We start from the raw sequence: 12,937 nt of genomic DNA, 5'->3' as shown, positions 1-12,937 counted from the left end.
CATCCGGCTGAGTCAGGGCCGGTGGCGAATCGCCTGGAACAGCGCAATCGACATGACAGTCCGGGGGAACATTCCCCCGCATGGCACGTTCTTCGCTGTTGTAGGGCGCGGCGCCGCCATTTCAACCATCGGCGCCAACTCACGATTCGATCGCACCGCAACGCCTGAAACAGGAGCGCGGCATGATGGAAGACAGTGCAGGACGGACCATGGTTCGCGCGGCGATGAAAGCCCCTTATCTGGAACGTGACGAAGAGCATCTCCTGGCGCTGCGCTGGAAGGAAAATAATGACCAGCAGGCGCTGCACCGCATCACCGTCGCGCATATGCGGCTGGTCATTTCCATGGCGTCGCGGTTTCGCCACTACGGCCTTCCGCTGGGCGACCTGATCCAGGAAGGCCATGTCGGACTGCTGGAGGCAGCGGCCCGTTTCGAGCCCGAGCGCGAGGTGCGGTTCTCGACCTATGCGACCTGGTGGATCCGGGCCTCGATGCAGGACTATATCCTGCGCAACTGGTCGATCGTGCGCGGCGGCACCAGCTCGGCGCAAAAGGCGCTGTTCTTCAACCTGCGGCGCCTGCGCGCCCGCCTGGCAAACGGCGCCGAGCAGACGTCGAATGCCACGCTCTACCGCGAAGTGTCGGCGGCTCTCGGGGTATCGGAGGCCGATGTGGCGATGATGGATTCCCGCCTTTCGGCACCCGACAGTTCGCTCAATACGCCGCTTGCCGACGACGCGGGCGCAACCGAGCGGATGGAGTTCCTGGTTTCGGATGACCCGCTGCCCGATGAGGTCGTCGGCGACACGATCGATGTCGAACGCCGCTCGGTGTGGCTGAGGACGGCACTCGGCGCGCTCAATGCGCGCGAGCTCAGGATTATCGAGGAGCGCCGGCTGAGCGACGAAGGCGCGACGCTCGAAGCACTCGGCGAAACACTCGGCATCTCCAAGGAACGCGTCCGCCAGATCGAGGCGCGCGCCATGGAAAAACTCAAGGCGGCGCTGGTAAAGCAGAATCCGGAATTTCTCGCAGCCTGAACCGCGTCGGCTGCTATTTGTCGGTGACGATCTTGACCTTGTCGCCGGCCGAAACGGCGGCACCCGGCGACAGCGCGTTGAGCACCCTGAACAGATCCAGCTTGCGGTCGACGCCGACCATCTGTGCGGCCAGCGAGCCCATCGTCTGGCCGGGCTGCACCGTGACGATGCGGATACGCAGCGGCTTCAGCGCTGCCTTCTCGGCAGCACTCAGGATGCGGAACGAGCCGCTGACCGAGCGCGCCACCGTGCTCAGCGAGGTGCTGGCCGACGGTGCAGCGGTCAGCAAGCGGTAGACCTGGCCGCCGGCGCGGATCACCGCAATGTCGAATTGCCAGCCATCGGCGCCGGCATGCGCGGTTGCGGCTTCGTTGCCGTTGATCGTCTCCTGGCGAACGCTGCTCTCGTCGAGGCCAGCGACCCAGCCGCTGCGGATGTAGTCGGTCAGCGAGCGGTCCTTGTCGATCGAAACACCGTCAAAGCGGATTGCCATGTCGCCCGGGCCTGTCGCCGTCACCGCCGCCGCCGAATTGTCGATGATAAAGCCGTTAGGCACCGAGAACGACACGCCGAGGCCAGGATGCAGGAAGGTTTCACCGCGCACATAGCCTTCCTCCGGCGTGTCGCCGTAAAGCAGCCCGTCTACGCCGGCAAGGAATGAATCGCGGTCGCGCGACCCGACACCGGGCGCGCCGAACTGGCGGGCGTGGCGCTGCGCGAGATCGATACGCTGCGGCGTGTTGGGGTGCGTCGCCAGGAAGTCGAGGCTGGCGTCGGTGGCGCCGCTGATCGAGCGGAAATCGGTATAGGCCGACATCGACTGCAGGAAGCGGCCGGCGGCGTAGGGGTCGAAACCGGCTTCGCCGATCGACTTGATGCCGATGGCGTCGGCCTCCAGCTCCTGATTACGCGAGAACTGGGCCAGCCTCAGCTTGCCGCGGATCAGCGCCGCCTTGGCCGTCGGGTTGTCGCCGAGCACGTCCGAAACGACCTTGGTCGCCAACCCCTCTTCCGCTTCCAGCTGCTGGCGCTGCAGGCCGTGGTTAGCCGTAACGTGGCCCATCTCATGCGCAATGACGGCGGCAAGCTCGGCCGAATCGTTGGCCAACGCCAGCAGGCCGCGGGTGATGTAGAGATAGCCGCCCGGCAGCGCGAAGGCATTGACGTTGGGCGAGTTGAGGATGGTGATGCGGTAGGTCTGGGTCGGGTTGGCCGACACCACGGTCAGTCTGCCCACGATCTTGGCCACCATGCGCTCGAGCTTGGGGTCAGAATACTCACCGCCATAGGTGGCAAGGATGCGCGGGTGCTGCGCCTTCGCCAGTTGGGCGAGCTTGCTGTTGGCGGCGACATTGTCGACCGTGATCGGCTTGTCGGAGGGCTGGAAGCCCGATTCCTGCACGTCGGGAGGCGTGAACATCTGGCAGCTTGCCAGCGCCAAGGCAAGACCGGCCAGCGCCAGAAAGCGAGCCAGCGGTTTCACCCTCCGATTGTCGATGCCGGTCGGCAGATCGGCTTCCTTTCAAGTCCTGGGACGTGACCGCGAAAATCGGGCGCGATTTCCGGAAAGCATCACGCGCAAAATCAAGTGCTACGGCGTCCTTCGTGCGTCCGACAGATACGAGGCAGCAAGGGCAAATCACGGTCTAAGCCGGACCAACTCCTGGCGGACCTAGCCACACTACCTCGACCATGGCAAGCAAGCGCCGCTTCGCCTTGCGCCGGTTTGACCATAAATTATGTCCGCTTCCGGGCAACATCTCGTGATCCAGCCGCAAACGGACCCGAGCCGATATAGCGTCGGAATGCCTCCGGTCCAGCCTCGACGAAAAAATCGGCGGCGGCGCCCGTCGCGGCAACCGTGCCACCATCCAGGAAAACCATGTTTTGGCCGATACGGCGCGCATCGTCCGGCTGGTGCGTGACGAACAGCACCGTCATGCGCTGCTCCGAATGGACGTCGGCCACCAGGTCGAGCATGTCGTCGCGCAGTGCCGGTCCCAGCGAAGCGAACGGCTCATCGAGCAACAGCACCGGCCGGTCGCGCACCAGGACCCGGGCGAGTGCGACCCGCTGCCGCTCGCCGCCGGAGAGTTCGCGCGGCAGCCGGCTTTCCTTGCCGGAAAGGCCGACGCGCTTCAGCGCTGCGGAGATTGCGGCGCGGTCAGCCTCGCTCAGCCTGAGCGAAGGCGAACGGCCGAGCCCGACATTCTGCTCGACGGATAGATGGGCAAACAGGTTGTTTTCCTGGAACACCATCGATACCGGCCGCGCTGAAGGCGGCGCAGTGCTGACGTCGGCGCCGCCGATCAGCACGCGGCCCGACCGCGGCGCCTCGAAACCGGCCACCAGATTGAGTAGCGTCGACTTTCCCGACCCGCTCGGCCCCATGATGGCGGTGATTTCCGACGGCGGGAAATCGACATCGAATGTAAGCGGCGTTTCACCATAGCTGAACGAGACCTTGTCGAGCCGCACGGCTGCGCCTTTTTCCACCGAAATGGACCGTTCCGGGCTGATCGGCATCATGATTTCTCCCTCCTTCCCAGCCAGTCCGCGGCCAGCACCAGCGCCAGGCAGACAAGGCCGAGCAGCAGCGCCAGCCCGGCCGCATCCTCGGTGCGGTAACTGCCCATGCGCGCCAGCAGCAGATAGGGCAAGGTCTGCACGGAATCGCTGCCGAACAGCGCAATGACGCCGAGATCGCCGAGCGACAGCGCCATGGCGAAAGCAAAGCCGGTGGCTAGCGGCCGCCGCAGCGACGGCCAGTCGACCAGCCGCAACCGGTTCCAGCCCGAGATACCAAACTGTGCACAGAGCCGTTCGTGGCGTTCGCTTGCCGCGTCATAGGCAGGGCGGATGGCGCGGATGGCGAACGGCATCGCCATCACCGCATTGACCGCAACGACCATGACGGGGGCGATCGCAAAGACATCGCTGACGGTGCGCAAGAGCAGGAACCAGCCGGCGCCGATGACAATGGGCGGCACCACCAGGACGAACCCCGCACCGGTGTCGGCCAGATGTTCGAGCAGTGTCCGCCGGCCTGTCCGCCGGGTGAGCGCCAGCGCCCGGCGCGCCATGACCAGCGACAGCGACAACGCCACAGAGAGCATCGCCGACAGGAGGGAGAGCACGCCACTGGTCGCCGTCGCTTGCCGCACCGCGCTCTCGCCGGCCAGGCGGCCGAGATCGGCGCCAAGCCCGGCTGCCAGCGTCGCCGCCATCGGCCCGGCGACAAACAGCAATGCCAGCCCGATCACCAGCGCGTTCAGCACGGTCTCGGCCGCACCGGCTGAAAAATGCCGGCGCGGCGCCACCGGCAGATTGGCGTCGCCGGTCACATTGGCGCCGAGCCGCGTCAGTGCCAGCACGACCACGAAGGTCAGCGCAATTTGCAACAAGGTCAGCGTCACCGCCCGCGCCGGGTCGAAGTCGAAACGCAGCGCCTGGTAGATGGCAACCTCCAGCGTCGTCGCGCTGGGTCCGCCGCCGAGCGTAAGCACGATGGTGAAGGAGGTGATGCACAGCATGAAAACGAGCCCGGCGATGCCCGGCAGGGCCGCACGCAGCGGCGGCCATTCGATCAGCCGAAAGGCCGGCGCAGCGCCCATGCCAAGCTGGCTCGCCAGCCGCCATTGGTTGGCCGGCACGGTCTGCAATGCTTCCAGGAACAGCCGCGTTGCCAGCGGCAGGTTGAAGAAGACATGGGCAACGAGGATGCCCGACAGGCCGTAGATGCCGGGCCAGCTCTGGCCGCCTAGCGCGCCCAGCGTGCCGGCAAAATACCCGGCACGGCCGTAGAGCGCCAGGACACCGAGTGCGGCAACAATGGCCGGCAGCGCCAGCGGCAGAGCGAAAAGCTGCAGGATAAAGCCTCGCCCGAGAAACTGTGGATGCCGCGACAGGGCGCGCGCGACGAACAGCGCCGGTGCAACGGAGAGCAGGGTCGAAAGGACTGCCTGCCAGAGCGTGAAACGGGCGACGCGCAAGAGATAGGAATCGAAAGCGGAGGCGGCGCCGGACGGGTCGCGTGTGGCTTCGACGACCAGCCCGGCGAATGCCCCGCCGATCAGCAGCGCGATGGCGGCGAGCGCGACGACGCCGGCAGTGACGCGGGAGTCAGGACGGCGAGCCTGCATTTCGCGCTACCCAGCTTGACGATGGGTGCGGTTGAGGTCGGGAACGAACACCATATGGAATCCTACTTGCTCATCGCCGCAAGCCACTCATCGACCCAGGCCTTGCGGTTGGCCGCGACTTCCTCCGGGCTGAACAGCAAGGTCTTGGTCGGTTTGACAAGCTTGTCGAACGCCGGGTTGAGCGGCTTGTCGGTCTTGCCGGCCGGGAACATCCAGTTGGTTTCGGGAATGACATCCTGGAATTTCGGTCCGGTCATGAAGGCAATGAACTTTTCCGCCAGCGGGTTCTTCGCGCCCTTGGTGGTGATCCCCGCAACCTCGATCTGCAGATATTCGCCCTCCTCGAAGGACGCCGCCTGGTAGCGCTCGGTGTTTTCGGCGACCATGTGGTAGGCCGGCGAGGTGGTGTAGGACAGCACCATCGGCGCCTCACCCTTGGTGAACAGGCCGTAGGCCTCGCTCCAGCCTGGCGTCACCGTCAGCACCTTCGCCTTGAGCTTGGCCCAGGCTTCGGGCGCCTTGTCGCCATAGACCGACTTGACCCACAACAGCAGGCCAAGGCCCGGCGTCGAGGTGCGCGGATCCTGGATGACGATCTTGTCGCCGGCATCGCCCTCGACCAATTCCCTGAGGCTTTTCGGCGGGCTCTTCAGTTTTTCGGTATCGTAGATGACGGCGAAATAGCCATAGTCGAACGGCACGAAAATATCGTCGCTCCAGGCTCCCGGGACGCTGACGCCCGACACGGCGCCGTGCGGCGAAAACAGGCCGGTTGCCTTGGCGTCCGCCGTCAAATTCGTGTCGAGGCCAAGCACGATATCGGCCTTGGTCGCGGCGCCTTCCAGCTTCACACGGTTGAGCAGCGCGACGCCGTCGGCGACCGAGACGAATTCAACGACGCAGCTGCATTCGGCCTCGAAGGCCTTCTTCACAGCCGGTCCCGGACCCCAATCGGCGGTGAAGCTTTCATAGGTATAGACCGTCAGCTTATCCTGTGCCGATGCCTGCCCCGGCAGGGCGAGCGCGGATGCCGCAAACAGGACAATTGAGACAAGAGAGTGGAAAAAACTGCGCATCGGCGCCTCCTTCGTTCGCGTTGAAAGGAATTGAGGCGTCGGGCTGTCCGAAACGTCTAATCCCTCCGCCGGTACAAACCGGATCAGGTTCAGCGGGTTGGCAGTCTTGCCTCTCAGCCGGTCCGCGAAAATCGCGTCCGGCACCCCGTTAGAGCGTTGCGACACATAGGCCCGGCCGAAGTGCTGCGCAAGCGGAAGTTTGCCGGGCATCCAAAGCCCAGCCTTCCGTTTCGTCTGCCGTTTCATCTTCCGTTTCCGGGGCAGGGCTGGTAAGGGCCACGAGATATGAGCACATTCACCATCCTGCTTGGCGGCGATCTCATCCGCACGCCGCTGCTCGACCGCCAGGTCGAAGGCTCGCGCGTCATCGCTGCGGATGCCGGCATCGGCCATGCCCGCATGCTGGGCCTGAGGCCGGAACTCTGGGTCGGCGATTTCGATTCGGTGCCTGCCGATTTGCCGGAGGATCTGGCGGCCGTGCCACGGCAGGTGTTTCCCGCCGAAAAGGACAAGACCGACGGTGAACTCGCTATCGCCGCCGCACTCGAACGCGGTGCGACCAGCCTTGTGCTCGCAGGCGCCTTCGGCGGCAAACGCACCGATCACATCTTCCTGCATCTGGCGCTGAGCATCCGGCTGGCGGAAGGCGGGACGGAAGTGCTTTTGACCAGCGGCGCACAGGAAGGCATTCCGTTGCTGCCGGGAAAGGCTCGCTTCGACTATGCCGACGGCACACTGTTTTCGGTGCTCGGCTTCTCCGATCTCGCCGGCCTGAGCGTCACCGGTGCCAAATGGCCGCTCGACCATGTCGAGGTCGCGTTCGGCTCGTCGCTGACCATTTCCAACGAGGTCAGGGGCCGGCTGGAAATCGCGCTGGCCAGCGGCCGCGCGCTGCTGCTCGCGCATCCTTTTCCCCTACCTGAAAGCTGACATGGCGCCGCCGCTTCTCAATCTCGACGGGATAAAGCTGACCTTCGGCGGCACGCCGCTGCTCGACGGTGCCGCCCTGACGGCCTCTGCTGGCGACAAGATCGCCCTGGTCGGCCGCAACGGCTCGGGCAAGTCGACGCTCCTCAAGATCGCCGCCGGGCTGATCGAGCCGCAGGACGGCGAAGTCTTCCGCCAGCCTTCGGCGACCGTCCGCTACTTGCCGCAAATTCCCGACATGGAAGGTTTTGCGACCGTCCGCGCCTATGTCTCGGCAGGGCTCGGACCCGCCGACGATCCCTACCGCGCCACCTATCTGATGGAGCATCTCGGCCTGACCGGCGAGGAGCGGCCGAACGACCTCTCCGGCGGCGAGGCGCGGCGCGCCGCCCTCGCCCGCGTCATGGCGCCGGAGCCCGACATTCTCCTCCTCGATGAGCCGACCAATCATCTTGACCTTTCGGTTATCGAATGGCTGGAGGAGGAGCTTGCCCGCACCTCCTCGGCACTGGTCGTCATCTCGCATGACCGTCGTTTTCTCGAGCGCGTGTCGCGCGCCACAATCTGGCTCGACCGCGGCCAGACCCGCCGTCTCGACAAGGGCTTTGCCTTTTTCGAGGAATGGCGCGACACGGTGCTGGAGGAGGAAGAGCGCGAGCAGCACAAGCTCGGTCGCCAGATCGTGCGCGAGGAGCACTGGCTGCGCTATGGCGTGACAGCACGGCGCAAGCGCAACATGCGCCGGCTCGGTGAGTTGCAGACCATGCGCCAGCGCTTTCGTGGTCATCGCGGCGCCGAGGGTGCGGCGACGATGACAGCCAGCGACGCCGCCGAATCCGGCAAGCTGGTGATCGAAGCCAAGAACATCGAGAAGAGCTTTGGCGATCTGACTGTGGTCAAGGGATTCTCGACCCGCATCCAGCGCGGCGATCGCGTCGGCCTGGTCGGGCCGAACGGCGCCGGCAAGACGACGCTGTTGAAGATGCTGACCGGCGAATTGAAGCCGGACGCAGGCACGGTGCGGCTCGGAACCAATCTGGAGATCGCCACGCTCGACCAGAAGCGCGAGGCCGTCGATCCGCAGGAGACACTGGCGCAGTATCTCACCGACGGTCGCGGCGAGAACCTCGTCATCAATGGCGAGCAGCGCCACGTCGTCTCTTACATGAAGGACTTCCTGTTCAAGCCGGAACAGGCGCGCACGCCGGTGCGCGAGCTTTCGGGCGGCGAGCGGGCACGGCTGATCCTCGCCCGCGTCTTGGCGCGGCCGGCAAACCTGCTTGTGCTCGACGAGCCGACCAACGACCTCGACATGGAGACGCTGGAACTGCTGCAGGAATTGGTCGCCGGCTTTGCCGGCACGGTGATCCTGGTCAGCCACGATCGCGATTTCCTCGACCGCACCGTGACCAGCATCATCGCGCCGGATGGCGACGGCCGCTGGATCGAATATGCCGGCGGCTATTCCGACATGCTGGCGCAGCGCGGCGGCACCAGGCTGGATGACCGCAAGGCGCGGCCGAAGGTAGAGACCAGCGAGGCGATGGCTGCAAGCAGGACCAACGCGGCCGCTCCCAAGGGCCCGGCCAAGAAACTGTCGTTCAAGCAGAAATTCGCGCTGGAAACCTTACCCAAAAAGATCGAAGCGGTGTCGGCCTCGATCTCGCGGCTGGAGAACAACATCGCCGATCCGGCCTATTACGAGCGCGACCCGGCCTCGTTCCAGAAGACGATTGCCGCGCTCGACAAGGAGCGCGTCACACTGGCAGCGCTCGAGGAGGAATGGCTGGAACTCGAGATGCTAAGGGAAGAGATGGAGGGATGACAGGTTGCATGCACGCTGATATGCGCCTACATTATGCGCATAAATGGGAGCGGCTCCATGCTTCAATCGAATCCAAAAACCCAGAGAAAGTCGGTTAATACATCGATCGACTCCCGATTGATCGAGGATGCCAAGGCGTTGGGCATCAATATATCCCGCGCTGCTGAAGAGGGCATCGCCAAGGCGATTTCGGCCGAAAAAGGCCGCCGGTGGCAGGAGGAAAACAAGGGAGCGATCGACAGTTCCAATGACTATGTCAGGCGCAACGGCTTGCCTTTGGCCAAGCACCGGCTGTTTTGATGGCGCGTTATGATTTCTATCAGAGTGCCGAAGACGACGGTTACCTTCTCGATGTCCAATCCGACCTTCTGGGACGGCTCGACACCAAGGTCGTCGTCCCGCTGATGCCCGCCAACAAGGCGCCAGTGCCGGGCCGCCGCTTAAACCCTATCTTCACAATCAACGGTAAGGACCATGTCATGGTCACTCAATTCATGTCAGCCTTGATGAGCGCCGAATTGCCCGTTGCCGAAGGAAATCTTTCTCGCCATCACGACGAGATCGTGAGCGCGCTCGACATGCTGTTCCAAGGCTTCTGAGCCAAAGAGGCGTTGGGCTGGCGAGCCGGCCTCACCCCGCCGTCTTTGTCTGCCAGGCCTTCAGCGCCTCATCGAACACCTTCTCGCCGGGAATGCCCTTTTCCATGGTGAGCAGCGCCCGCCGCCCGGTCTTGTAGACGACCGGCACGTCGATCCAGTCCTGGCCCCTGAGCAAGGTCAGATTGGCGTCTTCATCCGCCTTGGTATCGTTGAGCGCAACCAGGAAGAACCCGTCGGCGATCTTGGCCGGGATGCCGATCAGCGGACTGCCGGCATCCTGCTCGGACCCCTTCATGGCGACACGCAGGATGTTGTCGACGCCGCCGCCCTCGAAGCCTTCAGGCGTCAGGAAGATCATCTCGATAATATGGCTGGCCGGCAGCGTCTGGTCGGTGTTGCGACGGATCGTCATGCGCAACTGGATATCCTTGCCCGGAATGGTCGCTTCGGCCCTGATCGCCGGCTCGGGTGGCAAGTCGCCGCCGGGCGATTCCTGCACCAGTGACCAGACGATGTTGCCGGGCTCGGCCGAGCCTTGAGCGGTGCTGGTGCGCTCCTCGTAGAAGATCGCCTTCTGGCCGACGGCCAACACGGCTTGCGGCGGAACTGCCGTTGGTGCCGCTGCCGGCGCGGGCGGCGGGGCAGCCGCTGTCGGGGGCGCCGCAGCATCGGCCGGCGCTGCTGCCCCATTGGCGGGCGGCGTTGCGGGAGTTGGTGCAGCGGAGCCATCGACCGCTGGAGCATTGGCCGTGGCTTGCGTATCGGCAGGTGCGGCCGGTGTCGGCGCGGCGGGTGCCGGGGTGGTCGGCGCTTGGGCGGCCGACGGCGGCGTGGTCAGTGCGGCGACGGATTCGCCTTCGCCGATGCCCGCCTGCCCGGCCGCGGGGCCAGGATCGACTTCGTGGCCCTCGGGCGTGAGGCGCTGCGTGAACTTCGCGCCTTCGCCGGCTTCCGTCGGCGGCGCGGCGGCCGGTACGGCCGCATCGGCCACCGGCTTGGCCGGGGCTGGTTTTACCAGCGGTTCGGTGGCGACGGCTTTGGTCTCGTCGAGGCCGAGCATGCTGCCGAACGCATCCTTGTTCAGCCAGATGCCATAGCCGCCACCGGCAATGACCAGCAAGGCAATGGCGGCGACGATCACGCCGCCATAGCTGCGCCTGCGCTCGGCGGGATGGAGCCGCTGGAACCTGTCCTCCGCGGGGCCGCCGTCGTTGGAAAAGTCGTCGCCCCGAAAAACGCCGTCTTGGTCATCGGCCGTCGGAATATCCATATTGGGCGGCGGCGGACCAGCGCGCTCCTGAGAAAGAGCGACGGGCTGCGGCTTTTGCCAGTTCGGTGCCGCCTTGGCGGGCGTAGGCTGCCATGCTGGCCCAGCCTTTGCTGGCTCCGTCTTTGCCGGCTCAGTCCTTGCCGGCTGCCATGGCGGCTCGGTCTTTGCCGGCTGCCGGACATGGCTGGACTGGTTCTTGTTGCGGTCGATGGAGGAGAAGATGTCCTCCAGTTCCGCCAGCGGGTCGGGTGGCGGCGCAGGCTTGGCGAAGTCCCGCTCGACTTTGGCGATGGCGTCTTCCAGCACACGCATCTGCCGGTCGACATCGGAAGGCGTCATCGTGGCCTTCTCTGCGAGTTGTTTCGCGATTGACGAACGGGCCTTGTCATAGACCCTGGCGCGCACTTCCGCCGACGGCTCACCGAGTTTATCGAGTGCCTTTTTCAGAATAGGAACAAAATCTACCATACGTCAGTCGACCTGCATTTGTTTCTGGGCCGGCCCCCGCAAATCAGCCGCAATGCCCGGAAAGGCTGAGAAACTAGTCTTGAAACGGATCGGTCACAAGTATCGTGTCGTCCCGTTCAGGGCTGGTGGAAAGGAGTGCGACCGGCGCGCCGATCAGCTCTTCGATGTAGCGGACGTATTTCACCGCCTGGGCCGGCAGGTCGTTCCAGCTGCGCGCGCCGGCGGTGGTGCCTTTCCACCCTTCCAGCGTCTCGTAAACCGGTTCGACGCGCGCCTGCGCGCCTTGGCTGGCCGGCAGGTAATCGATCGCCTCGCCGTCGAGGCGGTAGCCGGTACAGACCTTGATCTCGTCCAGCCCATCGAGCACATCGAGCTTGGTCAGCGCAATGCCCTTGATGCCGTTGACGGCGACAGCCTGGCGGACCAGCACGGCATCGAACCAGCCGCAGCGGCGCTTACGGCCGGTGACGACGCCGAATTCATGGCCGCGCGTGCCCAGGAACTCGCCGATCTCGTTCTTCTGCTCGGTCGGAAACGGGCCTTCGCCAACACGCGTCGTATAGGCCTTGGTGATGCCGAGCACATAGCCGATGGCGCCCGGGCCGACACCGGACCCGGCAGCGGCCTGGCCGGCAACGGTGTTGGAGGAGGTGACGAACGGGTAGGTGCCATGGTCGATATCGAGCAGCGTGCCTTGCGCGCCCTCGAACAGGATTCGCTCGCCGGCGCGGCGCTTGTCGTCGAGGATTTTCCAGACGCGGTCCATATAGGGCAGGATCTCGTCGGCGACCGAGATCAGCTCGCTCATGATCGCCTCATGCGTGACCTCGGCATGGCCGAGCCCGCGCCGCAGCGCATTGTGGTGCGTCAGCAGCCTGTCGACTTTCAAGGGCAGTGTTTCCAAATCCGCCAAATCCATCACCCTGACCGCGCGCCGGCCCACCTTGTCTTCATAGGCGGGACCGATGCCGCGACGGGTCGTGCCGATCTTCGTTCCAGAATTGGAAGCGGCGTCCTCGCGGAATCCGTCCAGCTCCCGGTGCAAGGACAGGATAAGCGCGGTGTTTTCGGCTATTTTCAGGCGGTCCGGCGTCACCTCGACGCCCTGCGCTTTCAATTTCGCAACCTCCGCGACGAAAGCGTGCGGATCGAAGACAACGCCATTGCCGATGATGGACAGCTTGCCTTGCCGCACCACGCCGGACGGCAGCAGCGACAGCTTGTAGACCTTGCCGTCGACGACCAGCGTGTGGCCGGCATTGTGGCCGCCCTGGAAGCGCACGACAACATCGGCGCGCTCCGACAGCCAGTCTACGATCTTGCCTTTGCCTTCATCGCCCCATTGCGAGCCGACGACCACCACATTGGCCATATTTCTTTTCCCTTGAGACGCCGCACGAGCAGCTTGAAACAGTTCGAAACGATAGGCCTCTATCGCATCGGCCCCCAAAATCGGAATCGATTTTCGGAAAAGCACGACGCGAGGATTAGAGCCTTCCGACGCGTAGCGTCCAATTGCACGCACGTCGCTCTATAGCGTCAAGACCCGGCGAGCGCGACCATTCTTTGCCGCCGAAAACGCTCCGAGGC

The 12,937-nt window shown here is 64.6% G+C and carries 11 protein-coding genes and 1 riboswitch; of the genes, 5 read left to right on the top strand and 6 right to left on the bottom strand.

The features are described from left to right. Positions 1-182: 182 nt before the first annotated feature. Positions 183-1,040 (top strand): RNA polymerase factor sigma-32, encoded by an 858-nt coding sequence (locus NKJ46_RS18005; RefSeq protein ID WP_352666200.1) that lies wholly within the window; start codon positions 183-185, stop codon positions 1,038-1,040. A gap of 13 nt (positions 1,041-1,053) precedes the next feature. Here the strand turns inward: NKJ46_RS18005 and NKJ46_RS18000 are convergent, their stop codons facing one another. The 4 genes from NKJ46_RS18000 to thiB all read right to left on the bottom strand — a co-directional run bounded on the left by NKJ46_RS18000 (position 1,054) and on the right by thiB (position 6,258). After that, positions 1,054-2,523, bottom strand: coding sequence for a M48 family metalloprotease (locus tag NKJ46_RS18000; RefSeq protein ID WP_352666198.1), 1,470 nt, complete (start codon positions 2,521-2,523; stop codon positions 1,054-1,056). Between the two features lie 254 nt (positions 2,524-2,777). Then, on the bottom strand, positions 2,778-3,569 hold the full coding sequence (thiQ, locus tag NKJ46_RS17995; protein WP_352666196.1) for a thiamine ABC transporter ATP-binding protein: 792 nt from the start codon (positions 3,567-3,569) through the stop codon (positions 2,778-2,780). Next, a complete protein-coding gene (gene thiP / locus NKJ46_RS17990; RefSeq protein WP_352666194.1) occupies positions 3,566-5,182 on the bottom strand; it encodes a thiamine/thiamine pyrophosphate ABC transporter permease in 1,617 nt (538 codons plus the stop codon). Before thiP ends, thiQ begins: the two co-directional genes overlap by 4 nt. 62 nt (positions 5,183-5,244) lie before the next feature. Continuing rightward, positions 5,245-6,258, bottom strand: coding sequence for a thiamine ABC transporter substrate binding subunit (gene thiB / locus NKJ46_RS17985; RefSeq protein ID WP_352666192.1), 1,014 nt, complete (start codon positions 6,256-6,258; stop codon positions 5,245-5,247). A 43-nt stretch (positions 6,259-6,301) separates the two neighbouring features. After that, positions 6,302-6,416, bottom strand: a riboswitch (TPP riboswitch). Positions 6,417-6,543: 127 nt separating this feature from the next. Between thiB and NKJ46_RS17980 the strand changes: the two genes are divergently transcribed. Genes NKJ46_RS17980 through NKJ46_RS17965 form a run of 4 tightly spaced genes read left to right on the top strand, consistent with a single transcriptional unit; the run spans position 6,544 to position 9,609 of the window. After that, positions 6,544-7,188 (top strand): thiamine diphosphokinase, encoded by a 645-nt coding sequence (locus NKJ46_RS17980; protein ID WP_352666190.1) that lies wholly within the window; start codon positions 6,544-6,546, stop codon positions 7,186-7,188. A 1-nt stretch (position 7,189) separates the two neighbouring features. Beyond that, positions 7,190-9,010: an ABC-F family ATP-binding cassette domain-containing protein gene (locus NKJ46_RS17975; protein ID WP_352666188.1), complete on the top strand. Its 1,821-nt coding sequence runs from the start codon at positions 7,190-7,192 to the stop codon at positions 9,008-9,010. A 57-nt stretch (positions 9,011-9,067) separates the two neighbouring features. After that, positions 9,068-9,310, top strand: a complete 243-nt coding sequence (locus NKJ46_RS17970; RefSeq protein ID WP_352666186.1) for a type II toxin-antitoxin system CcdA family antitoxin — start codon at positions 9,068-9,070, stop codon at positions 9,308-9,310. Further along, on the top strand, positions 9,310-9,609 hold the full coding sequence (locus NKJ46_RS17965; RefSeq protein ID WP_352666184.1) for a CcdB family protein: 300 nt from the start codon (positions 9,310-9,312) through the stop codon (positions 9,607-9,609). The genes NKJ46_RS17970 and NKJ46_RS17965 overlap by 1 nt, the downstream gene beginning before the upstream one ends. A gap of 31 nt (positions 9,610-9,640) precedes the next feature. On the opposite strand, the gene NKJ46_RS17960 is transcribed toward NKJ46_RS17965, so the two are convergent. Continuing rightward, positions 9,641-11,347: a hypothetical protein gene (locus NKJ46_RS17960; protein WP_352666182.1), complete on the bottom strand. Its 1,707-nt coding sequence runs from the start codon at positions 11,345-11,347 to the stop codon at positions 9,641-9,643. Between the two features lie 73 nt (positions 11,348-11,420). Beyond that, positions 11,421-12,719, bottom strand: a complete 1,299-nt coding sequence (locus NKJ46_RS17955) for an adenylosuccinate synthase (RefSeq protein WP_023680654.1) — start codon at positions 12,717-12,719, stop codon at positions 11,421-11,423. Positions 12,720-12,937 lie beyond the last annotated feature (218 nt).

Source organism: Mesorhizobium sp. M0166 (genome assembly GCF_040322255.1).
GTDB lineage: Bacteria > Pseudomonadota > Alphaproteobacteria > Rhizobiales > Rhizobiaceae > Mesorhizobium.
Note: the sequence above shows the minus strand (reverse complement) of the source record. Positions and strands in the feature narration are given on the sequence as shown.